21 protein-coding genes are annotated in these 23,403 nt (G+C 70.4%); 7 read left to right on the top strand and 14 right to left on the bottom strand.

Features of this window, described 5'->3' with window-relative positions:
* Positions 1-2 precede the first annotated feature (2 nt).
* Positions 3-2,438, top strand: coding sequence for a beta-glucosidase (locus K4B79_RS15460; RefSeq protein WP_232027154.1), 2,436 nt, complete (start codon positions 3-5; stop codon positions 2,436-2,438).
* Positions 2,439-2,549: 111 nt separating this feature from the next.
* Here the strand turns inward: K4B79_RS15460 and K4B79_RS15455 are convergent, their stop codons facing one another.
* Together K4B79_RS15455 and K4B79_RS15450 are read right to left on the bottom strand one after the other, a co-directional pair.
* Entirely contained in the window at positions 2,550-3,524 is a 975-nt protein-coding gene (locus K4B79_RS15455; RefSeq protein ID WP_232027153.1) for an aldose epimerase family protein, read from the bottom strand.
* A 10-nt stretch (positions 3,525-3,534) separates the two neighbouring features.
* Positions 3,535-4,419, bottom strand: a complete 885-nt coding sequence (locus K4B79_RS15450; protein WP_232027152.1) for an SGNH/GDSL hydrolase family protein — start codon at positions 4,417-4,419, stop codon at positions 3,535-3,537.
* Between the two features lie 279 nt (positions 4,420-4,698).
* Here K4B79_RS15450 and K4B79_RS15445 point away from each other — a divergent pair, with 279 nt between their 5' ends.
* Positions 4,699-5,193 carry a DUF3145 domain-containing protein gene (locus K4B79_RS15445; RefSeq protein WP_232027151.1) on the top strand — a complete coding sequence of 165 codons (495 nt, stop codon included), beginning with the start codon at positions 4,699-4,701 and terminating at the stop codon, positions 5,191-5,193.
* 155 nt (positions 5,194-5,348) lie between these two features.
* Here the strand turns inward: K4B79_RS15445 and K4B79_RS15440 are convergent, their stop codons facing one another.
* The 5 genes from K4B79_RS15440 to K4B79_RS15420 form a co-directional block, all read right to left on the bottom strand.
* A complete protein-coding gene (locus K4B79_RS15440) occupies positions 5,349-6,632 on the bottom strand; it encodes a beta-ketoacyl-[acyl-carrier-protein] synthase family protein (RefSeq protein ID WP_232027150.1) in 1,284 nt (427 codons plus the stop codon).
* Between the two features lie 75 nt (positions 6,633-6,707).
* Complete coding sequence (locus K4B79_RS15435) at positions 6,708-6,956, bottom strand: acyl carrier protein (RefSeq protein ID WP_030931809.1); 249 nt, start codon at positions 6,954-6,956, stop codon at positions 6,708-6,710.
* A gap of 78 nt (positions 6,957-7,034) precedes the next feature.
* Positions 7,035-8,036 (bottom strand): ketoacyl-ACP synthase III, encoded by a 1,002-nt coding sequence (locus tag K4B79_RS15430; protein ID WP_232027149.1) that lies wholly within the window; start codon positions 8,034-8,036, stop codon positions 7,035-7,037.
* Positions 8,037-8,052: 16 nt separating this feature from the next.
* Positions 8,053-9,009 (bottom strand): ACP S-malonyltransferase, encoded by a 957-nt coding sequence (locus tag K4B79_RS15425; RefSeq protein ID WP_232027148.1) that lies wholly within the window; start codon positions 9,007-9,009, stop codon positions 8,053-8,055.
* Positions 9,010-9,098: 89 nt separating this feature from the next.
* Entirely contained in the window at positions 9,099-10,304 is a 1,206-nt protein-coding gene (locus K4B79_RS15420) for a PucR family transcriptional regulator (protein WP_232027147.1), read from the bottom strand.
* A 95-nt stretch (positions 10,305-10,399) separates the two neighbouring features.
* Between K4B79_RS15420 and K4B79_RS15415 the strand changes: the two genes are divergently transcribed.
* Positions 10,400-11,053 (top strand): pirin family protein, encoded by a 654-nt coding sequence (locus K4B79_RS15415; RefSeq protein WP_232027586.1) that lies wholly within the window; start codon positions 10,400-10,402, stop codon positions 11,051-11,053.
* A 223-nt stretch (positions 11,054-11,276) separates the two neighbouring features.
* On the opposite strand, the gene K4B79_RS15410 is transcribed toward K4B79_RS15415, so the two are convergent.
* Together K4B79_RS15410 and K4B79_RS15405 are read right to left on the bottom strand one after the other, a co-directional pair.
* A complete protein-coding gene (locus K4B79_RS15410; RefSeq protein WP_232027146.1) occupies positions 11,277-12,098 on the bottom strand; it encodes a serine hydrolase domain-containing protein in 822 nt (273 codons plus the stop codon).
* A 19-nt stretch (positions 12,099-12,117) separates the two neighbouring features.
* Entirely contained in the window at positions 12,118-12,600 is a 483-nt protein-coding gene (locus K4B79_RS15405) for a GNAT family N-acetyltransferase (protein WP_232027145.1), read from the bottom strand.
* A 96-nt stretch (positions 12,601-12,696) separates the two neighbouring features.
* Between K4B79_RS15405 and K4B79_RS15400 the strand changes: the two genes are divergently transcribed.
* Both K4B79_RS15400 and K4B79_RS15395 read left to right on the top strand, forming a co-directional pair.
* Complete coding sequence (locus K4B79_RS15400) at positions 12,697-13,158, top strand: MerR family transcriptional regulator (RefSeq protein ID WP_232027144.1); 462 nt, start codon at positions 12,697-12,699, stop codon at positions 13,156-13,158.
* A complete protein-coding gene (locus K4B79_RS15395) occupies positions 13,158-14,174 on the top strand; it encodes an aldo/keto reductase (RefSeq protein WP_232027143.1) in 1,017 nt (338 codons plus the stop codon). The genes K4B79_RS15400 and K4B79_RS15395 overlap by 1 nt, the downstream gene beginning before the upstream one ends.
* A 65-nt stretch (positions 14,175-14,239) precedes the next feature.
* Here the strand turns inward: K4B79_RS15395 and K4B79_RS15390 are convergent, their stop codons facing one another.
* The 3 genes from K4B79_RS15390 to K4B79_RS15380 all read right to left on the bottom strand — a co-directional run bounded on the left by K4B79_RS15390 (position 14,240) and on the right by K4B79_RS15380 (position 17,093).
* A complete protein-coding gene (locus K4B79_RS15390) occupies positions 14,240-15,106 on the bottom strand; it encodes a DUF4429 domain-containing protein (RefSeq protein ID WP_232027584.1) in 867 nt (288 codons plus the stop codon).
* Between the two features lie 57 nt (positions 15,107-15,163).
* The gene (locus K4B79_RS15385; RefSeq protein ID WP_232027142.1) at positions 15,164-16,384 is read right to left on the bottom strand and encodes an alpha/beta hydrolase; all 1,221 of its coding nucleotides are present in this window, start codon (positions 16,382-16,384) and stop codon (positions 15,164-15,166) included.
* Positions 16,385-16,466: 82 nt separating this feature from the next.
* A complete protein-coding gene (locus K4B79_RS15380; protein WP_232027141.1) occupies positions 16,467-17,093 on the bottom strand; it encodes a TetR family transcriptional regulator in 627 nt (208 codons plus the stop codon).
* A 66-nt stretch (positions 17,094-17,159) separates the two neighbouring features.
* Between K4B79_RS15380 and K4B79_RS15375 the strand changes: the two genes are divergently transcribed.
* A complete protein-coding gene (locus K4B79_RS15375; protein WP_232027140.1) occupies positions 17,160-18,779 on the top strand; it encodes an MFS transporter in 1,620 nt (539 codons plus the stop codon).
* 337 nt (positions 18,780-19,116) lie between these two features.
* Positions 19,117-19,425: a small hydrophobic protein gene (locus K4B79_RS15370; RefSeq protein ID WP_232027139.1), complete on the top strand. Its 309-nt coding sequence runs from the start codon at positions 19,117-19,119 to the stop codon at positions 19,423-19,425.
* Between the two features lie 68 nt (positions 19,426-19,493).
* Here the strand turns inward: K4B79_RS15370 and K4B79_RS15365 are convergent, their stop codons facing one another.
* Together K4B79_RS15365 and aceE are read right to left on the bottom strand one after the other, a co-directional pair.
* Complete coding sequence (locus tag K4B79_RS15365; RefSeq protein ID WP_232027138.1) at positions 19,494-20,231, bottom strand: potassium channel family protein; 738 nt, start codon at positions 20,229-20,231, stop codon at positions 19,494-19,496.
* An 80-nt stretch (positions 20,232-20,311) separates the two neighbouring features.
* Positions 20,312-23,059, bottom strand: a complete 2,748-nt coding sequence (aceE, locus tag K4B79_RS15360; RefSeq protein ID WP_232027137.1) for a pyruvate dehydrogenase (acetyl-transferring), homodimeric type — start codon at positions 23,057-23,059, stop codon at positions 20,312-20,314.
* Positions 23,060-23,403: the final 344 nt, after the last annotated feature.

The following is a 23,403-nucleotide window of genomic DNA, read 5'->3' as shown; positions in this document are numbered from 1 at the left end:
CGATGGCGGCACCCCGCACCCAGGCCGACGCATCCCGTGAGGCGGTCGTCGAGCGCGCCCTCGCCGCGCTCGACCTCGACGCCAAGGCCGCCCTGCTCTCCGGCCAGGACATGTGGACCCTGCCCGCCCTCCCCGGGATCGGCCTCAAGTCCCTCGTCATGTCCGACGGCCCGATCGGCGTCCGGGGCGTGCGCTGGACCGCCGAGGACCCGTCCGTCGCGCTGCCCTCGCCCACCGCCCTCGCCGCCACCTGGGACCCCGAACTCGCCCGCAGGGCAGGGGTGCTGCTCGCCCAGGAGGCCCGCCGCAAGGGCGTCCACGTCCTGCTCGCGCCCACGGTCAACCTGCACCGCTCTCCGCTCGGCGGCCGCCACTTCGAGGCCTACAGCGAGGACCCGTACCTCACCGGGCGGATCGGCGCGGCCTACGTCACCGGCGTCCAGTCCGGCGGTGTCGGCACCACCGTCAAGCACTTCGTCGCCAACGACGCCGAGACCGACCGCTTCACCGTGAACAACCTGCTCTCCGAACGCACCCTGCGCGAGCTGTACCTGGCCCCCTTCGAGCACATCGTCGAGAACGCCCACCCCTGGGGCATCATGACCGCCTACAACACGGTCAACGGCACGACGATGACCGAGCACCGGTACCTGGTGAACGAGGTCCTGCGCGGCGAATGGGGCTTCGACGGCTTCAACGTCTCCGACTGGCTCGCCGCCCGCTCCACGGTCGACGCCATCGAGGGCGGCCTCGACGTCGCGATGCCCGGCCCGCGGACCGTGTACGGCGAGGCCCTCGCCCAGGCCGTCCGGGACGGCAAGGTCGCCGAGTCCACGGTCGACCAGGCCGTGCGCAACGTCCTGCGGCTCGCCGCCCGCGTCGGCATCCTGGAAGGCGCCGAACCGGTCGTCACCGAGCTGCCGGAGACCGTCGACGGCACCGCGCTGGCCCGCGAGATCGCCCGCCGCTCCTTCGTCCTGGTCCGCAACCGGGGTGCCCTTCCGCTGAAGCCGGGCAAGGTCGCCCTCATCGGCGCCGCCGCCCGCGACGCCCGCGTCCTCGGCGGCGGCTCCGCCACCGTCTTCCCCGCCCGGGTCGTCTCCCCGCTCGACGGCCTCACCGCCGCCCTCCCCGAGGGCGCCCTGACCTACGCCGTCGGCGCCGACCCCAACACCGAACTCTCCGTCTTCGACCCCGGGTTCGCCCTGCGTGCCGTCTGCCGGGACGCCGACGGGAGCGTCCTCGGCTCCGACTCCGCCCCCGGCGGCCAGATCAAGTGGATGGGCCCGGCGGCCCTGCCCGAAGGCGTCACCCACGACCGCCTGCACACCGTCGAACTGACCGGCACCTTCACCCCGCGCGAGAGCGGCACGCACACCTTCGGCATCCAGGGCGTCGGCGCCTTCCGGCTCACCGTCGAGGGCACCACGTACTACGACGACACCCAGATCCCCGGCAAGGACGACCCCTTCATCACCTTCTTCGGCGCCCCCGTGCCGCACGCCGAGGTCGACCTCACCGCCGGGGAACCGGTCGAGGTCTCCCTCACCCATGTCGTGGACATCCCCGACGACGTCCCGATGAAGGCGGTCATCTTCGCCCTCGCCCACCAGGACCCGCGGCGCGAGCCGGACGACCTGATCGCCGAGGCGGTCGCCGCGGCCCGCGACGCCGACACCGCCGTCGTCGTGGTCGCCACCACCGAACGCGTCGAGTCCGAGGGCTTCGACCGCACCGACCTCACCCTCCCCGGCCACCAGGACGACCTGGTCCACGCGGTCGCCGCCGCCAACCCGAACACGGTCGTGGTGGTCAACTCCGGCTCTCCGGTGGAACTTCCGTGGCGCGAGGAGGTCGCCGCGATCCTCCTCGACTGGTTCCCCGGCCAGGAGGGCGGCACCGCCCTCGCCGACGTCCTCACCGGCGTCCAGGAGCCCGGCGGCCGCCTCCCCACCACCTGGGGCACCCTGGCCGACGCCCCCGTCACCCGGGTCGTCCCCGAGCACGGCGAACTCCCGTACTCCGAGGGCGTGTTCATCGGCTACGGCGCCTGGGACAAGGCGGGCAGGACACCCGCCTATCCCTTCGGCCACGGACTCGGCTACACCGACTGGACCTACGAGTCCGTCGAGGTCCGCGGGACGACCGTCACCGTCCGTGTCCGCAACTCCGGCACCCGTGCCGGCCGCGAGGTCGTGCAGGTGTATCTGGCCCCCGCCGAGCCCGGCGACGAGCGCCCCGCCCGGCGGCTGGCCGGCTTCGCGAGCGCGGCGGCGGGCCCCGGCGAAAGCGTCGAGGTCACCGTGGAACTGCCGCGCCGGGCCTTCGAGATCTGGGACGAGCGGACCGCGTCGTGGTCGTTTGTGAAGGGTTCGTACGAGATCCAGGCCGGGCGGTCCATCGCCGACCGCCGCCTCACCGCGACGACTAACGTCTGAGCCGGGAGCACCGCTCCCCACGAGCAGCCCCGGCCCGGGACCTGACCCCTGGGCCGGGGCTCATGACGTACAAGGGGTGACAGCGCCCTACCGCCAAGCGGCGACAGCGCCCTACCGCGTGCCGAACCCGTACACCGTCTCCGACCGGAACACCTCGCCCGGCCGCAGCACCGTGCTCGGGAACTCCGGCCGGTTCGGGGAGTCCGGGAAGTGCTGCGTCTCCAGGGCGATGCCGTCACCGGGCGCGAAGGGCTCGTCCAGATGGTCGGCGGTGTACAGCTGGAGCCCCGGCTCGGTGGTCGCCACCGTCAGGACCCTGCCGGACACCGGGTCGTACAACTCGCCCACCTCGACCGGAGCCTCGGTCACGCCCTTGTCCAGCACGAAGTTGTGGTCGTAGCCGGAACCGACCTTGCGCGCCCCACGGAAGTCGAAGCGTGAGCCGGCGACCTCCTCCAGCACCCCGGTCGGGATCAGGTCCGCGTCGACGGGGGTGAACCGCGAGGCGGCGATCCGCAGTTCGTGCCCGCCCGCGTTCCCGGAGCCGCTCAGGTTGAAGTAGCTGTGGTTGGTCAGGTTCACCACGGTCGGCGCGTCCGTGACCGCCTCGTAGGCGATCCGCAGCGCGCCGGACTCCTCCAGCGTGTAGGTCACCGCGACCTCGATCCGCCCCGGGAAGCCCTCCTCGCCGTGCGGACCGACCCGGCTGAGCCGCACCCCGTGCGCACCGGCCGGGTCCATGGCCCACACCCGCTTGTCGAAGCCGTTCTCGCCGCCGTGCAGGGAGTTGGGCGCGTTGTTGCGCGCCAGCGCGTACGTCCGCCCGTCCAGCTCGAAACGCCCGCCCGCGATCCGGTTCGCGTACCGCCCGATCAGCGCGCCGAAATACGGCCCCGGGTGCCCCACATATCCGTCCACGTCCTCGAACCCCAGCACCACGTTCGCCACGTGCCCGTCCCGGTCCGGAACCTCCGCCGACTGCACGATCCCGCCGTACGACAGGATCCGTACCCGGACCCCCGCCCGCTCCAGGGTCCAGCGGTGGACCGGGGTGCCGTCGGAAAGTGTGGCGAAGAGTTCGTTCATGTGCGGAACTTTAGGTGACGGAGGTGACCTTGCGGTAAGCGATCTCCGCCAGCCGGGCCTGTCCGTTCACGCTCGGATGGAACCAGTCCCAGTGGCTCAGCTGATCGGTGCCGAACCGGTAGTCGTACACCGCGCCCCCGTCGAACCGGCAGCGCTCGTCCTTCGCGCACACCCCCTTCAGTACGTCGTTGTAGGCCTCCACCCGCTCCTGCACGGTGTCCCGCCGCTCGGTCGCCGCCGCGTCCAGGGCGTCCGCGTCGGCCAGCATCGACGGGCATATCCCGAGCTTCCACACCTGCTTGCCCAGCGGATTGGTCCGCCCCTCGGACCACAGCCGCTTCAGGTTCGGCACGCTCGCCACGTACACCTGCGCCCGGGGCGCCTTCTTCCGCAGCACGCCCAGCGCGTCCTCGAAGCCGGCCCGGAAGTCGGCCACCGACGTCATCGCGCTCGTGGAGTCCCGGCAGGCGTCATTGGCGCCCACCATCACCGTGACCAGGCCGGGAGTGTGCGCGGCCGCCTGGGACATCTGCCCGGACAGATCCGCCATCCGCGCCCCGCTCACCGCGTGGTTCCAGCTCCGCGTCGCCGCCTTCGCCCTCCCCAGCAGGCGTACGGCGAGACTGTCGACCTCGTCGCTGCCGCCGGTCGCCCAGGACACCTCGGGGCAGTCCGCCAGCACCGAGCAGGCGTCGAAGCCGCGCGTGATGGAGTCGCCCACCGCGGCCATCGAGGCGGGGCTGCTGTCCCACACCGGCGTCGGGGACGGCTTGGGCTTCCGGGGTTCCTCGGGAGCCGACGCGTCTCCGCCGACGGCGTCACAGCCGGCGAGGCCCAGGACGGCCGCCGTCAGGACGGCGACGGCGGCCCGTGAACGCCGGGTCTGCTTCCTCATCCGGTGCTGATCCCCTCCGGTCGACGATGTCCCCCGCTACTGACAACGTTCGGGAGTTCCCGGATCACGGCGCCCGTGAGTTCCTGATCGCTCCCGCGGGAACGGATCACCCCCGTACTAGCGTCCTGCCGGGTGAATGGCGGGCGTTTCGGGGCATCGGGACCGACGGTACGTCACACTCCTTGCGCCGCCGCACGGTAGCCTCGCCCTCAACGTGGCTGCCTGCCACCACCCGCCACGCCAGCCTGCAAAACTGTCCCGCTCTGCCCGGAGGTCCCGGTGACGACACGTGGAGTTCTGTACGTGCACTCCGCGCCGCGCGCGCTGTGCCCGCACGTCGAGTGGGCCGTCGCCGGGGTGCTCGGCACGCGCGTCAACCTCGACTGGATCCGGCAGCCCGCCGCCCCCGGAACCTGGCGTTCGGAGTTCTCCTGGCAGGCCGAGCCCGGCACCGCCTCCAAACTCGCCTCCGCCCTGCGCGGCTGGCACCTCCTGCGCTTCGAGGTCACCGCCGAGCCCTGCGCCACCGCCGAGGGCGAGCGCTACAGCTGCACCCCCGAGCTGGGCATCTTCCACGCCGTCACCGGCATCCACGGCGACATCCTCATCCCCGAGGACCGCCTCCGCGCCGCCCTCACCCGCTCCCAACGCGGCGAGACCGACCTGGAAGCCGAACTCTCCAAACTCCTGGGCAAGCCCTGGGACGACGAACTGGAGCCTTTCCGGTACGCCGGCGAGGGCGCCCCGGTCCGCTGGCTCCACCAGGTCGTCTGACAGGTCGTCTGAACCAAGCTAGGGGCAGCCAACCTAAGGGGCGCGGGGAACTGCGCGACAGCCCCCACCGGGCAGGCAGCCGGCACACAACAGGTCCCACAACGGCGATGGCCCGACCTCCACCAGGAGACCGGGCCACGTCCACCTGACGGCGCCTACGACACCGTACGGAACGCCAGAACCACGTTGTGCCCACCAAAGCCGAACGAGTCGTTCAGCGCGGCGATACGGCCCTCAACAGGCAGCTTCCGAGCCTCACCCCGCACCACATCCGCGTTGGCCTCGGCCTCGGGATCGATGTTCTCGACGTTGATGGTCGGCGGAGCCACCCGGTGGTAGAGCGCGAGCACGGTCGCGACCGACTCGACACCACCCGCGCCACCCAGCAGATGCCCGGTCATCGACTTGGTCGCGGAGACCGCCATGTGGTCCGCGTCGTCGCCGAACACCTTCCGCAGCGCCTTCAGCTCGGCGATGTCACCGGCCGGCGTCGACGTCGCGTGCGCGTTGACGTGCACGATCTCCGCCGGGTCCAGGTCGGTGCGGTCCAGCAGGTTCTGCAGGGCGTGCGAGATGCCCCGCCCCTCCGGCTCGGGCTGCACGATGTCGTGGGCGTCGGCGGAGATGCCCTGCCCGACCGCCTCGGCGTACACCCGTACCCCGCGCTTCGCGGCGTGCTCGGCGGACTCCAGGACGATCACGCCGGCACCCTCGCCCATGACGAAGCCGTCACGCGCGGTGTCGTAGGGACGCGAGGCGCCCTCGGGGTCGTCGTTGTTCTTGGACATCGCCATCATGTTGCCGAACGCGGCGATGGGCAGCGCGTGGATGGCCGCCTCCGTACCACCGGCGACGACGACGTCGGCGCGGCCGGTGCGGATCATCTCGATGGCGTAGCCGATGGCCTCGGCACCCGACGCGCAGGCCGAGACCGGCGTGTGCACGCCCGCCCGGGCACCCACGAGGAGGCCCACGTTGGCGGAGGGGCTGTTCGGCATCAGCATGGGCACGGTGTGCGGGGAGACGCGGCGGACGCCCTTCTCCTTCAGCACGTCGTACTGGTCGAGGAGGGTCGTCACGCCACCGATGCCGGAGGCGATGACCGCACCGAGCCGGTCGGGGTCGACGGCCCCGTCGGAGCCGTCCTCCCCGGCCTTGCCGGTGAAGCCGGCGTCCTTCCAGGCCTCCTGGGCGGCGATCAGCGCGAACTGCGCCGAGCGGTCCAGCCGTCGGGCCTGCGGCCGCGGGATGACCTCGGACGGTTCCACCGCGATCTGCGCGGCGATACGGACCGCCTGCTCGGCGGCCCACTCCTGCTCCAGGGGCTTGACGCCGGACTTGCCGGCGACCAGTCCCTCCCAGGTAGAGGCTGCGTCGCCACCCAGCGGTGTGGTTGCGCCGATACCGGTGACGACCACGGTGCGATTGGTCGAGCTCACGGGAATTCTTTCTCCAACGGATCGGGATTCAGCGGCGCCACCGCCGGGTGGCGGGGCAGGCACCAGCCCTGAGGATCAGGCCTGGTGCTTGAGGATGTAGTTGGTCGCGTCGCCGACGGTCTTGAGGTTCTTGACGTCCTCGTCGGGGATCTTGACGTCGAAGCGCTCCTCGGCGGCGACGACGACCTCGACCATGGACAGCGAGTCGACGTCCAGGTCGTCGGTGAAGGACTTGTCCAGCTGGACGTCCTCGACCGGGATGCCGGCGATCTCGTTCACGATGTCGGCGAGACCGGCGACGATCTCTTCCTGAGTGGCGGCCATGTGAGGCGCTCCTTCGTATGTATCCAGAGGGTGTGGCAAGGGAACCCGCACCGGACCGGGTGATCCGGCACGGAGTGCCTAGGGGAGGGTAACGACAGTCGCGGCGTAGACGAGACCCGCCCCGAAGCCGATGACGAGCGCGGTGTCGCCGCTCTTCGCCTCGCCGGTCGCCAGGAGCCGCTCCATCGCGAGCGGGATCGAGGCGGCCGAGGTGTTGCCGGTGGTGCGTACGTCACGTGCGACCGTGACGGACTCCGGCAGCTTGAGTGTCTTCACCATCGAGTCGATGATCCGCTCGTTGGCCTGGTGGGGAATGAAGACATCCAGGTCGTCAGGGCTGATGCCGGCGGCGTCCAGCGCCTCCTTGGCGACCTTCGCCATCTCGAAGACGGCCCAGCGGAACACCGCCTGGCCCTCCTGCGTGATGGCGGGGAACTTGGCGACCGTGCCCTCGCGGTAGTCCGTCCACGGCACGGTCTGCTTGATCGTCTCGGACTTGTCGCCCTCCGAGCCCCAGACCGTGGGGCCGATCGCCGGCTCCTTGGACGGGCCCACGACGACCGCGCCGGCGCCGTCGCCGAACAGGAAGGCCGTGGCCCGGTCCTCCAGGTCCGTCAGGTCGGAGAGCCGCTCCACGCCGATGACGAGGACGTACTCCGCGCTGCCCTCGACGATCATGCCCTTGGCGAGGGTGAGGCCGTAGCCGAAGCCCGCGCAGCCGGCCGAGATGTCGAAGGCGGCGGCCTTGTTCGTGCCGAGCTTGTCGGCGATCTCGGTGGCGACGGCCGGGGTCTGCTTGAAGTGCGAGACGGTCGAGACGATCACGCCGCCGATCTGCTCGGCGGAGATCCCGGCGTCGGCGATCGCCTTGCCGGACGCCTCGATCGACATGGCGGCGACGGTCTCCTCGTCGTTCGCCCAGTGCCTGGTCTCGATGCCGGAGCGCGAACGGATCCACTCGTCGGAGGAGTCGATCGTCTCGAGGATCACCTCGTTCGGCACGACCCGGGTCGGGCGGTAGCCGCCCACACCGAGGATGCGCGCGTACGGGGCGCCCTTGCTGGGCTTGATCTTCGACATGCTGCTCGGCTCCTTCTCAGGCACCCGCCGCGTCGGCGGCGGATGTGGTCGTCTCGGCGATGAGCTCGCGAGCGGCGTCGAGGTCGTCGGGGGTCTTCAGGGCCAGCGTCTTCACGCCGGGCAGGGCGCGCTTGGCGAGGCCGACCAGCGTGCCGCCCGGGGCGACCTCGATGATCGCGGTCACGCCGAGCTCCTTGAACGTCTCCATGCACAGGTCCCAGCGGACCGGGTTGGCCACCTGGCCGACCAGGCGCGTGAGGACCTCGGCGCCGGTGCCCACGGTCCGCCCGTCCTTGTTGGAGACGTAGGGGAGCTTCGGGTCGGCGGGCGTGAGGGCCTCGGCGGCCTTCGCCAGCGCGTCGACCGCGGGAGCCATGTGGTGCGTGTGGAAGGCGCCGGCGACCTTCAGCGGGATCACCTTGCGGACGCCCTCGGGCTTGTCCTCGTTCAGTACGGCGAGTTGCTCCAGCGTGCCGGCGGCCACGATCTGGCCGGCGCCGTTGACGTTCGCCGGGGTCAGGCCGAGCTTCTCCAGGTGCGCGACGCTCACCGCGGGGTCGCCGCCGAGCAGCGCCGACATACCGGTCGCGGTGATTGCGGCGGCCTCGGCCATGGCCAGGCCGCGGGCGCGGACCAGGCGGACGATCTCCTCGTCGGGGAGCACCCCGGCGAGACCGGCGGCGGTCAGCTCGCCGACGCTGTGACCGGCGACGGCACCCACCGTGCGGGGCAGGTCGGCCGGGTCGTCGAACAGGGCGTACGCGGAGGCCAGCCCGGCCGCCACCAGCAGCGGCTGGGCCACCGCGGTGTCGCGGATCTCCTCCGCGTCGCCCTCGGTGCCGTAGCGGACGAGGTCGAGTCCCACGGCGTCGGACCATGCCTCGATGGCACCGCGGACACCGGGGAGGTCGAGCCAGGGAGTCAGGAAGCCGGGCGTCTGGGCGCCCTGGCCGGGAGCGACGAGTACGAGCACTCTCACACTCTCTCTTGGGGACGGCCACGACCGCCCGTGGGGACAGGGACGAAGAACACGAGGGGGTTTTGTAGGGCCCCGACAAAAGACTAGAGCTGAAGATCCCCGTCGACCAGACGTCCCAGGATGAGCGCGATCCGTAGCGTGAACGCCGAACGTACATCCGACGGTGACCAGCCGGTGACGTCAGTCACACGTCGGAGCCGGTAGCGCACGGTGTTCGGATGAACGAAGAGCATACGCGCGGCGCCTTCGAGACTGCTCGCCTGTTCGAGATAGACCGCCAGCGTCTCCAGAAGCGCGGACCCGGCCTCCTCCAGCGGTCTGTAGATCTCCTCCACCAATTGCTCACGTGCGCTCGGGTCCCCGGCGATCGCGCGTTCCGGAAGCAGATCGTCCGCCAGTACCGGCCGCGGTGCGTCCTGCCAGGCCGAACACGCCTTGAGCCCCGCGGCGGCGGCCTGCGCGGACCGGGTCGCGGCCAGCAGATCGGGTACGACGGGCCCCGCGACGACCGGCCCGGCGGCAAAAGGCCCGATCAGAGACTTGGCCACCGCCAGCGGGCTGTCGCTGCCGCCCGCGATGACGACCAGCCGGGCCCCCAGTACCCCGGTGAGGACCTGGAGCTTGGCATGCCGGGCGGCCCGCCGGATCGCCTCGACGGTCAGCTCCGAGTCGCCGTCGGGGGCGGTCCCCAGCACCACGCACACATGCTCGGGCGCGTTCCATCCCAGGGCCGACGCCCGGCTCACCGCGCCCTCGTCCGCCTCCCCGCTGAGCACGGCGTTGACGACGAGCGACTCCAGCCGGGCGTCCCAGGCGCCGCGTGCCTCGGCGGCCTGGGCGTACACCTGGGCGGTGGCGAAGGCGATCTCGCGGGCGTAGACGAGCAGCGCCTCCCGCAGGACGCTCTCGTCGCCGGGCGCCGCGACCTCGTCGATCGCGCTCTCCATCACCTCGATCGTGGTGCGCACCATCTCGACGGTCTGCCGCAGCGTGATGGCCCGGGTCAGCTCACGCGGCGCGGTGCCGAAGACATCGGTGGAGATGGCCTGGGGGGCGTCCGGATGCCGGAACCACTCCGTGAACGCCGCGATACCGGCCTGCGCCACCAGCCCGATCCACGACCGGTTCTCCGGCGGCATGGCCCGGTACCACGGCAACGTCTCGTCCATGCGCGTGATCGCCTGCGCGGCGAGACTGCCGGACGACTTCTCCAGCCGCTTCAGGGTCGCGGGGTGCGGATGGACGTCGGACGCGGGTACGCCACCAGGGCGGGATTCGGGTTCGGGCACGGGCACAAGCCTGCACCATCAGGATGGCTCGGTCGCCTTCGGGGCGCTTTATGCCGGTGTTCATGGTGGCTTGCGGCAGTACCGTGGGGGTCGTGATGGATGTACGGCGCGCAGCGGAGCGCTACCGGGGTGGCGAGGCCGAGGCCGGCATCGAGTCGTGGCACGCCTTCTCCTTCGGCCCGCACTACGACCCCGACAACCTCCGATTCGGCGCCCTGATCGCCTGCAACGAGGAACGCCTCGCCCCCGGCGCCGGCTTCGACGAACACCCCCACAGCCACACCGAGATCGTCACCTGGGTCCTGGAGGGCGAGCTGACCCACCGGGACTCCACCGGCCACGAGACCCGGGTCCGTCCCGGTGACGTACAGCGCCTGAGCTCGGCCGGCGGCGTCCGCCACGTGGAACGCAACGACGGCTCAGCCCCCCTCACCTTCGTCCAGATGTGGCTGGCCCCCCTGACCCCCGGCGGCGACCCGTCGTACGAGATCGTCCCGGGCATCGCCGACTCCACCCCGTACGCCGTCCCCGAGGCGGGCGCACTCCTCCACGTACGCCGACTGACAGCGGGCGAGCGCACGGCCGTCCCCGACGCCCGACACGCCTACGTCCACGTCGTACGTGGCGAAGTACGCCTGGGCGAGGAGGACTTGAGAGCGGGAGACGCGGCCCGCATCACCGACGCGAAGAACTTGGAGGCGGAGGCGACGACACAGGCGGAACTACTGATCTGGGAGCTGCAGCCCTGACACGGTCCGCCCTTTCAGCCTTCGTCGCTGGCTGCGGCTGGGTGGGGGCTGGTCGCGCCCGCGCGGCGGTAGCCGCATATTCAGCACAGCCCCGCGCCCCTGGGTTTCTCAGCCCGTCCGGCGTTTGAGGACGAGGCCCCTTCAGGGCCGACAGGGGGGTCTGGGGACGCAGCCCCCAGGGATGGGACGGGTAGGGGCGGCGGGGGCGAGAAAAAACCCACCCTCAACCCCGCACCTCCGCCAGCACCGCATCCGTGAACACCGGCCACACCTCGACCGCCCACGCCCCGAACGCACGATCGGTGAGCGCGACACACGCCACCCCCGCATCCGGATCGACCCACAGAAACGTACCGGACTGCCCGAAGTGCCCGAAGGTACGCGGCGAGGACGAGCCCCCCGTCCAGTGCGGCGACTTGGAGTCCCGGATCTCGAACCCCAGCCCCCAGTCATTGGGGTTCTGATGCCCGTACCCCGGCAGGACGCCCTTCGTACCCGGATACTGCACCGTCATCGCCTCGGCGACCGTACGCGGATCGAGCAGCCGCGGCGCCTGCACCTCGGCCGCGAACCGCACGAGGTCCGACACGGTCGAGACACCGTCCTTCGCGGGGGAGCCGTCCAGCGTCGTGCCGGTCATCCCCAGCGGCTCCAGCACCGCCTGCCGCAGATACTCGCCGAACGGAATGTCCGTCGCCTTCGCGACATGGTCCCCGAGCTGCTCGAACCCGGCGTTGGAGTACAGCCGCCGCTCCCCGGGCGCCGCCGTCACCCGGTGCTCGTCGAACGCCAGCCCGGAGGTGTGCGCGAGCAGATGCCGCACCGTCGCCCCCGCCGGCCCGGCCGGCTCGTCGAGCTCGATCGCCCCCTCCTCGTACGCGACGAGGACGGCGTAGGCGGCGAGCGGCTTGGTGACGGAGGCCAGCGCGAAACGCCGGTCCACCGGGCCGTGGGCCCCGGCCACCGTCCCGTCCGCCCGGACGACGGCCGCCGCGGCGGTGGGAACCGGCCAGTCTTCGATCAACGCGAGGCTCTGCAAGGACATGCGCACGAGCCTAAGCGCCTCAGAACGTCAGCCGCATCGAGGGGTCGGGCTTGCGCACGAAGCCCAGCGCCGCGTACAGCGGCTCGGCCTCGGCGGACGCGTTGAGGTCCACCTGCGGGACGTCCCGCTCCCGGAACCACTGGAGCAGCTCCTCCACGCACGCGCGCGCGTACCCGCGGCGCCGGGCGTCCGGATCGGTGGCGACGCTGAAGACATGACCGATCCGCCCGTGCGGATTCCCGGCCCGCCCGATCCGGTACTCCACCGTCCCGGCCGCCAGCGCGGCCAGCGCCCCCGGCCGCTCGGGATGCTCCACGACGAAGGCCACGAAGTCCCCGTCCGGCTCGGCCAGCCGGCTCCGCAGGGTCGGCAGCGACGCGGACTGCCACTCGGTGGACGCCTCGGCGGCGTTCCGGCCGGAGAACACGGAATCGATCATCACCTGGCGCAGACGCAGTACTTCCGCCACGTCCTGGGCCCCGGCACGACGTACAAGACTCATGGCCGCACGCTAGCCAGCCCACCCGTGCCGCGTCCTGCCGATTTCTTACCGGTTCCGCTTGCTTCGAGTGCACTCCAAGGCCATAGCGTTGAGGACATGACGGTGATGGAGACCCCGGGTACCAGGACCGACAGCTGTGAGGCCCCGCCGCACGCGCGCAGGCGCCCGGAGGGCCAGGACAGCTACACGATCAGCGAGGTCGTCGCGATCACCGGGCTGACCGCGCACACCCTGCGCTGGTACGAGCGCATCGGCCTGATGCCGCACATCGACCGCTCCCACACCGGCCAGCGCCGTTACAGCAACCGCGACCTCGACTGGCTCGACCTCGTCGGCAAGCTGCGGCTGACCGGTATGCCGGTGGCGGACATGGTGCGGTACGCCGAACTGGTACGCGAGGGCGACCACACCTACGGGGACCGTTTCGAGCTCCTGAAGTCGACCCGCGAGGACGTCCTCGCCCGGATCGCCGAACTCCAGGACACGCTCGCGGTCCTCGACCGGAAGATCGGTTTCTACGCGGACGCCGGGCGCGCCCTGGCGTCGGAGAGGTCCTGATGACCGACGGCACGATCCCCACGGCAGCACTCGGCGACGGCGGCCCCCAGGTCGGCGTGCAGGGCCTGGGCTGCATGGGCATGAGCTTCGCCTACGGCCCGAGCGACGCGAAGGAGTCGCGGGCCACCCTGGAACGGGCGCTGGAACTGGGCGTCACGCTGTACGACACGGCGGACGCCTACGGTGCGGGCGAGAACGAGAAGTTCCTGTCCCCCTTCTTCAAGGCGCACCGCGACGAGGTCGTGATCGCCACCAAGTTCGCCCTGTCGATCCCGTCGGACGACCCGACCCGGCGGGTCATCCGCAACGACCCGCCCTACATCCGCCAGGCCGTCGAGGCGAGCCTGAAGCGGCTGGACGTCGACGCCATCGACCTCTACTACATGCACCGGCGCGATGTGAACGTGCCGATCGAGGAGTCCGTCGGCGCCATGGCCGACATGGTGCGCGAGGGCAAGGTCAAGCACCTGGGCCTGAGCGAGGTCACGGCCGCCGAACTGCGCGCGGCCCAGGCGGTGCACCCCATCGCCGCCGTGCAGTCGGAGTGGTCGCTGTTCAGCCGGGACATCGAGGCGCAGGTCGTCCCGACGGCCCGCGAACTCGGCGTGACCCTCGTGCCGTACTCCCCGCTCGGCCGCGGCTTCCTCACCGGCTCCTTCACCAACGCCGACAAGGACCTCACCGCCGACGACTTCCGCCGCCAGCAGCCCCGCTTCACCGGCGACAACGCGGCCACGAACGCGGCACTCCTGGACCCGATCCGCACGGTGGCCGAGACCCACGGGGTATCCGTGGGCCAGATCGCCCTGGCCTGGGTCCAGCAGCAGACAACGGTCCACGCCCTACCGGTGATCCCGATCCCCGGCACTCGCAAGCCGTCCAGGGTCGAGGAGAACACCGCGGCTACCCGTATCCAGCTCACCAAGGAGGAACTGGAACTCCTGGAGCCGATCGCGGCGAAGGTGGCAGGAGACCGCTACGCAGACATGCGGTTCGCTTCAGCAGGCCGGGAGTAGTCCAACCTAAGGGGCGCGGGGAACTGCGCGACAAGCCCCCACCGGGCGGAAAGCCGAAAACGCACCTACAACTCCGCCAACAACTCCGCCTTCTTCACGGAGAACTCCTCATCCGTGACCAACCCGGCCTGATGCAACTCCCCGAGATGCCGAATCCGCTCGGCAATATCCGCAGGGTCCCGGCGCGGCACCACCGACGCCGGGACACTCGCCGTCCCACGGTCCTTCACCGCCGCCAACACCGCGGCAGCGAAGGGCAACGACTCGTGCACAGGCCCATACCCGAGCCCGAACACCACCGCCGCCGGATCCTGATCGGCCTGCACCGGCTGAGCCACCGGTGAAGACTCCCCGCGCAGCAGCCGCAGATAGCCCTCCAGCACCTCCGGTGACCGCCACTCCACCCCGCTCAGCTCCGACACCGCGAAACTCTGGTCGCCGGCTTTCCACTTCGCGGAGGAGGCCCCCGTCCAGAACCACCGGAACCGCACGGTCCGGCCGTCGAAGGACGCCTTGCCGTCGTAGGCCTTGAACTGGAGGGGCACTTCGGGCGCCGGTACCAGGAAGCGCTCGGCCACACCACTGTCCTGCTTCAGCCGCGCACGCAGCTCGTCGGCGTAGTACTCGGCGAGCGTCTCCTTGTCGGCCGGCAGCACCAGCCGGTACGGGTCGCAGCTCTCCTTGAGCTGGTCCGCGGCCGCCTCCATCAACGGGTCGGCGCCGACGCGCGGTTCGGCGCGCAGGACCACCGTGCCGCGTCGGCCGGGGGTGAGGGTCACCCCGGCGAGCGCGTCCAGGGGGATCCGCCGCTCGCCCAGCGCCTGGAACAGCTTGGGTGTTCGAATCCCTCGTTCGTAGCGGATGAGCACGGAGTCGGACTCGAACTCCCAGGCGGCATGAAATCCGGCCAGTACGTCACCCATGCGGCTCATCGTATGCGGCACGAGCTCCTTCGTCCCCTCCCTGCGCAGACCGCAGTTCCTTCGTCTCTACGCGCGTCCGACCGTCGCCGTGCCGGGCAAACCGACCCGGCAGGCGTCGGCATCGTCGGCACAGTGCACCGAGCGGTATGCGCCAATCCCGATGTCGGCGAAGTTCGCCAGGCTCTCCGTGCCCGGCACGAAGTAGCCGCTGTGCCCGTCCGCGCCGTGCGCCGAGAGCACGCGCGCGCCGAACGCGGCGGAGACCGGGTCGGCCCCGTGGCCCAGTCCGCCGAGTTCCAGATGGGGCACGTCCTGGATCCAGTCGTCGGTGTCCCGCATCGCCCACACGTTGGCCGAGGTGCGCAGGTGGGAGGCCTTCGTCGTGCGCATCCCGGGGCTGCCGGCCACCGCGATGTCGACCACCCGGCCGGGCAGGACGGGCGCGGCCAGACCGCACAGCACGGAGCCGTAGCTGTGGCAGAACAAGGAGACGGGGGAGCTGCCGGGCAGCGCCCTGACCAGTGCGTTCAGCCGGATCGCGCCCTCCGACGCCCGCATCGCGGTGGCGGAGTCGATGCCGAGCCCGTTGGGCGTGGTGTAGTCGGCCCAGGCGATGACGGCCGTACGCGTCGACGGGCCCGCCTCGCGCTCGGCCCGGTACAGGGCCTGGGCCATGCCGACCGGGGCGGAGTATCTGCGCTGGGTGCGCTGGAAGGTGAGCAGGTCGGTGTCGACGCCGGGGACGACGACCGAGACCCGTTCCGCCTTGTTCAGGTCGCCGAAGACCTCGGCGATCCGGCCGGATCCCTCGGGGTCGAAGGCGAGGATGTGCCGGCCCTTGGTCAGCAGGGACTCGTAGCGGTGCATCCGTTTTCCGGCGTCCCGCTGGCCGTCCGCGGTGAGCCGGATGTCGTGCATCCGTTTCAGCTCGACCTTGCGGGCCTGGCCGAGTGCGATGCGGTTGGCGCGGTAGCGCAGGTCGACGGGGGCGCCGTTCATGTTGCCGACGGCGAGGGGGTAGCGGTGGGCGAGGGTGACGCGCTGCCGGTCGCTGAGCGAGGCGAAGAAGCGGGCGACACGGTGGGGAGTCGTCCCGTCGGGGTCCGGCAGCCGGTGCCCGGCGATGCTGCCGTGCTCCCAGGCCGAGAGCGAGGCCTGGAGCGGAGTGCTGCTCCGCTGGCTGCGCAGAGCGGTCCAGCCGGTGGTCGCCAGCATCACGAACACCACGGCCAGCGCGAGCAGTGCGCGCCAGACGTTCAGTTGCGGGGAGGTGTCGAAGGAAGTCACTGAAAGGACACACTAGGAGAACGGGAGGGTCTCGGGTTAATCGAGTGACGGGTATCACGTTTCGGTGTATGGGCCGACTACCTCAGGGTGTTCGCCAGGCGCCGGTGAGTACGGGCCCCACCTGTTCGAGATATGAGACGGTCAGTGCCCGCATGGCGTCCAGGCCGGCGTCCCCGTCCGCGTACCACTGCCGTTCCGTCAGCCGCATCACCCCGCCGAAGACCGCCACCAGCACGCGGGGCCGGGGGTCGGCGTCCACGTCGAGACCCTCGCGCTCGGCGAGGATCCGCGCGAGGGTGTCCTCGATCTCCGTGGAGCGGCGCAGGTGGGCGGCGAGCAGCACCGGCGTCGACTCGATCACCCGGAACATCCGCAGGAACAGCTCAAGGGGTACGACGGACTCGACGACCTCGTTGAGCGTGTCCCAGCCCTCCAGCACCGCCTGGCGCAGGGCCTCCATCGGGGCCTCGTGCGGCGGGCGCTCGCGCACGGCACCGAGGAAGTGCTCGACCGTCATCTCGTGGACGGCGAGGGCGGCCTGCTCCTTGCCGGCGAAGTAGCGGAAGAAGGTGCGCTGCGAGACGTCTACGGCCTCGGCGATGTCGTCGACGGTCGTCCCCTCGTATCCGCGGGTGGTGAACAGTTCGAGGGCGGCCCGCACCAGCGCGTCCCGGGTGCGCTGACGCTTGCGTTCCCGCAGTGTTTCCATACAGGTCAGTTACTGACTTATGAATTGGTTTGTCAATTGTCAGTGGCTGTCACTAGCCTCGAACACATGACTAGTCAGACCACCCTCGACAAGACGGGGCCGGGGGATCAGGCGCCATCCACCCCGTCCGGCGGGGCATCGGCGTCCGGCCTGCGCGGCCACCCGTGGTTCACCCTCATAACCGTCGCGGTCGGGGTCATGATGGTGGCCCTCGACGGCACCATCGTGGCCATCGCCAACCCGGCCATCCAGAAGGACCTGAACGCGTCCTTCGCGGAGGTCCAGTGGATCACCAACGGCTACTTCCTCGCCCTCGCGGTCTCCCTGATCACCGCGGGCAAGCTCGGTGACCGGTTCGGCCACCGCCAGACCTTCCTGATCGGTGTCGTCGGCTTCGCGGCGGCGTCCGGTGCCATCGGCATGTCCAGCAGCATCGCGCTGGTCGTCACCTTCCGCGTCCTGCAGGGCCTGTTCGGCGCGCTGCTGATGCCGGCCGCGCTCGGTCTGCTGCGCGCGACCTTCCCGGCCGAGAAGCTGAACATGGCCATCGGTATCTGGGGCATGGTCATCGGTGCCTCCACCGCGGGCGGCCCGATCCTCGGCGGTGTGCTCGTCGAGCACGTCAACTGGCAGTCGGTGTTCTTCATCAACGTGCCGGTGGGCATCCTCGCCGTCGCCCTCGGCGTCTGGATCCTGCTCGACCACCGTGCGGAGAACGCTCCGCGCTCCTTCGACCTGCTGGGCATCGCGCTGCTGTCGGCCGCGATGTTCTGCCTGGTCTGGGCGCTGATCAAGGCTCCCGAGTGGGGCTGGGGCGACGGCAAGACGTGGGCGTTCATCGTCGGCTCGATCGTGCTCTTCGCCGCCTTCGCCTTCTGGGAGACGAAGGTCAAGGAGCCGCTGATCCCGCTGGGGCTGTTCCGCTCGGTCCCGCTGTCGGCGGGTGTGGTCCTGATGGTCCTGATGGCCATCGCCTTCATGGGCGGCCTGTTCTTCGTGACGTTCTACCTCCAGAACGTCCACGGCATGAGCCCGATCGACGCCGGCCTGCACCTCCTCCCTCTCACCGGCATGATGATCGTCGGCTCCCCGCTCGCGGGCGCGATGATCACCAAGCTCGGCCCGCGGGTGCCGTTGGCCGGCGGTATGGCGTGCACCGCGCTCGCCATGTACGGCATGTCCACGCTGGAGACGGACACCGGCAGCGGTGTGATGTCGCTCTGGTTCGCCCTGCTGGGCCTCGGCCTCGCGCCCGTCATGGTGGGCGCCACCGAGGTCATCGTCGGCAACGCCCCCATGGAGCTCTCCGGTGTCGCCGGTGGTCTCCAGCAGGCCGCGATGCAGATCGGCGGCAGCCTCGGTACGGCCGTCCTCGGCGCGGTGATGGCCTCCAAGGTCGACAGCGACCTGGCGGGCAACTGGGCCGACGCCGGACTCCCGCCGCTCACCGCGGCCCAGGAGCACCAGGCCTCGGAGGCGGTCCAGGTCGGCGTGCCGCCCATCGCCCCGGGTACGCCCGAGGCGATCGCCACGAAGATCACCGGCGTCGCGCACGACACCTTCATCTCCGGCATGAGCCTGGCGTCCCTGGTCGCCGCCGGGGTCGCCGTCGTCGCCGTCCTCGTCGCGATGCTCACCAAGCGCGGCGCGAACGCGGAGGCGGGAGCGGGCGTCGGTCACATCTGACGCCTATGGCACACGGCACGGTCAACCCCGGGAGAATCGGGCGTAGTTCCCCTATCAGGGTGACAACGCTAAAGATTTCTCCCACCCGGCAGGCGCCGCACGTCACAGTGGGTCAAGCCCTCCGGTACGGCACATTCCCCAGGCACATGCGGGGCGTTCGTACGACAAGGAGGGTGACCGGTGCTGCGGCGCGCTGCCGGAGGGGGGCGGCGCGCCGCAAGGCCGGCACCGGAGGCCGGCAGTAGTAGAAACCCGGAGGATTAGTCCCCGCGACCGGGGTACCCGCATCCACGAACCCGAGAACGCACCCGAATTCACCGAGGGGTTCTGGGAGTTGATGATGGCGGGCTTCGGACACGGAACGCGCAGGTACCCCCGCTCACGTAGCCGGACGTGGTCACGGAGCGGGCCGGATCGCGCGACGCTCGGAATCATCGGAGCCATCTGCGCGGTCGCCGGATTTTTCGTACTGGGCATCATCCTCGGCCCGGTCGCGATCGTCTGCGGTTGGCTTGCACTGGGCCGTAGCTGGTCGGGCTCTCGCCCGTTGCCGGCCCTGGTCGCCCTGGTGTTGGGCGTCATCGACACGCTCCTGGCGGTCATCTGGCTCGCCGGAGCGGCGACCCCGGGTACGGGCATGTTCTGACCCGGGGCGAGTGAGGGAAGGGCCCCCGGTGGGACGACCGGGGGCCCGCTCCTCTCCGGACGAGGGGGTCATCTCTCGGCCGTGGTGCTCCGGAGTGAGGCGACCTCGGCGCGCAGGGCCCGGACCTCGTCGGTGAGCAGGCGGATCGCCTCGGTCTGGCGGCGTTCCTCGACGTCGTCCTTCTCGAAGCGCGAGATGAACCAGGCGGCGATGTTCGCGGTCACGACACCGAGCAGCGCGATCCCGGAGAGCATGAGGCCGACGGCGATCACCCGGCCCAGGCCGGTGGTCGGGGCGTGGTCGCCGTAGCCCACGGTGGTCATCGTGGTGAAGGACCACCACACCGCGTCACCCAGCGTCCGGATGTTCCCGTCGGGCGACTCCCGCTCCACCGACAGCACGGCCAGCGAGCCGAACATCAGCAGCCCGACCACCGCGCCCGCGACATACGTCGTCAGCCGGATCTGGGAGGCCATCCGGGCCCGCCGCTGCACCAGCAGCAGCGTCGAGACCAGCCGCAGCAGCCGAAGGGGCTGTATCAGCGGCAGCAGCACCGCGACCAGGTCCAGCCAGTGCGTGCGGACGAAGGCCGGCCTGGCCGGTGACAGCCACAGCCGTACCCCGTAGTCGGCGGCGAACGCCGCCCACACCCCCCACTCGACCGCCGTGCACGCCGTCGTCAGCTTCTCGCTCGCCGGGCTGACCACTATGGGCACGGCATAGGCGACGGCGAACAGCACCGCCAGCGCCAACAGCGGCCGTTGAGTGCGCCGTTCCCAACGGACCTGCGCCGATTCTTCCTTCATGGCGGCATCGTAAAGAAGTGGTGAAGGGTGGTGGGGCCCGAGGCCCCACCACCCTTCATCCGTTGACGGCGGCGCGAACGCTACGCGTCGCCGCCCGCGGCCCCCGGGTCCGCGGCCGAGACGTCGAGCAGCTGGTAGCGGTCCACGGCCTGCTTCAGGGCCGACCGGTCCACCTTGCCCGCCTTGGCCAGCTCGGTCAGCACACCCAGCACGATCGACTGCGCGTCGATGTGGAAGTGCCGGCGGGCCGCCCCCCGGGTGTCCGCGAAGCCGAAACCGTCCGCGCCCAGCGACTGGTACGTCCCCGGCACCCACCGCGAGATCTGGTCCGGAACCGACCGCATCCAGTCGGACACGGCCACGAACGGTCCCTCCGCACCGGTCAGCTTCCGCGTCACGTACGGCACCCGCTGCTCCTCCTCGGGATGCAGCAGGTTGTGCTCCTCGCACTCCACGGCCTCGCGCCGCAGCTCGTTCCAGGAGGTCGCCGACCACACGTCGGCCTTGACGTTCCACTCCTCGGCGAGGATCCTCTGCGCCTCGACCGCCCACGGCACCGCGACGCCCGACGCCATGATCTGCGCCGGGATCGAGCCCGAGGTGCCCTCGCTGAAGCGGTGGATGCCCTTGAGGATGCCCTCGGCGTCCACGTTCGCCGGCTCGGCCGGGTGCTGGATCGGCTCGTTGTAGACGGTGAGGTAGTAGAAGACGTCCTCGCCGTGCGGGTGCTCCTCGGAGGAGCCGTACATCCGGCGCAGACCGTCCTGCACGATGTGCGCGATCTCGAACCCGAACGCCGGGTCGTACGCCACACAGCCCGGGTTGGTCGAGGCGAGCAACTGCGAGTGCCCGTCCGCGTGCTGGAGCCCCTCACCGGTCAGCGTCGTACGGCCCGCGGTCGCACCCAGCACGAAACCACGCGCCAACTGGTCCGACATCTGCCAGAACTGGTCACCGGTGCGCTGGAAACCGAACATCGAGTAGAAGACGTACACCGGGATCAGCGGCTCGCCGTGCGTGGCGTACGCCGAACCCGCCGCGATCAGCGAGGCCGTGCAGCCCGCCTCCGAGATGCCGTCGTGCAGCATCTGGCCCTGCGGCGACTCCTTGTACGCGAGCAGCAGATCCCGGTCCACGGCCTCGTACTGCTGCCCGAGCGGGTTGTAGATCTTCGCGCTCGGGAAGAAGGAGTCCATGCCGAACGTGCGGTACTCGTCCGGCGCGATCAGTACGAAGCGACGCCCGATCTCCTTGTCCCGCATGAGGTCCTTGAGCAGTCGTACGAAGGCCATGGTGGTGGCGATCGACTGCTGGCCGGAGCCCTTCTTCACGGTCGCGTACGTCTTGTCCTCGGGCAGCGCGAGCGGCTTCGAGCGCACGACACGGGTCGGGACATAGCCGCCGAGGGACTTCCGGCGGTCGTGCATGTACTGGATCTCCTCCGAGTCCCGGCCCGGGTGGTAGTACGGCGGCGCGCCGGACTCCAGCTCCTTGTCGGAGATCGGCAGGTGCAGCCGGTCGCGGAAGCCCTTGAGGTCGTCGACCGTGAGCTTCTTCATCTGGTGCGTGGCGTTGCGGCCCTCGAAGTTGGGACCGAGCGTCCAGCCCTTGATCGTCTTGGCGAGGATGACCGTCGGCTGGCCCTTGTGCGCCTTGGCCGCCGAGAACGCCGCGAAGATCTTCCGGTGGTCGTGGCCGCCGCGCCCCAGGTGCAGGATCTGGTCGTCGGTCATGTTCTCGACCATCGCGCGCAGCCGCTGGTCGTCACCGAAGAAGTGGTCGCGGATGTACGCGCCGGTCTCGGTGGCGTACGTCTGGAACTGGCCGTCCGGCGTGGTGTTCATCCGGTTGACCAGCACACCGTCGCGGTCCTGGGCGAGCAGCGGGTCCCAGGTGCGGTCCCACACCAGCTTGATGACGTTCCAGCCGGCGCCCCGGAAGATCGACTCCAGCTCCTGGATGATCTTGCCGTTGCCGCGCACCGGGCCGTCGAGCCGCTGGAGGTTGCAGTTGACGACGAAGGTCAGGTTGTCCAGGCCCTCACGGGCGGCGATGGACAGCTGGCCGAGCGACTCGGGCTCGTCCATCTCGCCGTCGCCCAGGAACGCCCACACGTGCGACTTCGAGGTGTCCGCGATCTCGCGCGCGTGCATGTAGCGGTTCATCCGGGCCTGGAAGATCGCGCCGATCGGGCCGAGGCCCATCGACACGGTCGGGAACTCCCAGAAGTCCGGCATCAGCCGCGGGTGCGGGTAGCTGGACAGGCCGTACGGCGCCTTGGAGCGCTCCTGCCGGAAGGCGTCGAGGTTCTGCTCGCTGAGCCGGTCCAGCAGGAACGCGCGGGCGTAGATGCCCGGCGAGGCGTGGCCCTGGAAGAAGACCTGGTCGCCGCCGTCGCCCTCGTCCTTGCCGCGGAAGAAGTGGTTGAAGCCGACGTCGTAGAGCGAGGCGGAGGAGGCGAACGTGGCGATGTGGCCGCCGACGCCGATGCCGGGCCGCTGGGCGCGCGAGACCATCACGGCCGCGTTCCAGCGGGTGGCGTTGAGGATCCTGCGCTCGATCTCCTCGTTGCCCGGGAAGAACGGCTCGCTCTTGGTGGGGATGGTGTTGACGTAGTCCGTGCTGCGCATCTCGGGCACGGCCACGCGCTTCTCGCGGGCCCGCTCGATCAGCCGCAGCATCAGATAGCGGGCCCGCTCCCGGCCGCGCTCGTCCACCGCGGCGTCGAGGGAGTCGAGCCACTCCTGGGTTTCCTCGGGATCGAAGTCAGGAACCTGACTCGGAAGGCCGCCAATGATGATCGGGTTGCGATCGGATCCGGAAGCCACGCTGTTCCTTACCTGTCAGAGGGCTGCATTTCCCTGGGTTTCGCTGCAATTTCGGTATGCCTGCACCGTTCCCCATCGTGTACCTCGGGGAAGCAAACGTCATCTCTACTCTGGGGTAACCAGGCCCCGCGTGAACGCTCTCGGGTTCCCAAGCGTACAAAGGGGGCAGAAAGGTGTGGCGTGTGTCACGCAGGGCTGGAACCGGGTGCCGTAGGTTGCGGCGACACGGCCGGGATCGTCACCGTTTCGGCGGTCTGAACGGCCGGGTACTTGCGCGATCCGCCCCGCCCGTGTGGACTACGGCCAATGCTTCGCGCACGCGCGTGGCTGGACATTCACCAAGA

It is taken from the genome of Streptomyces lincolnensis (genome assembly GCF_021173675.1).
GTDB lineage: Bacteria > Actinomycetota > Actinomycetes > Streptomycetales > Streptomycetaceae > Streptomyces > Streptomyces lincolnensis_B.
The sequence above is the reverse complement of the archived record's forward strand: the minus strand, read 5'-3'. Positions and strand labels throughout refer to the sequence as shown.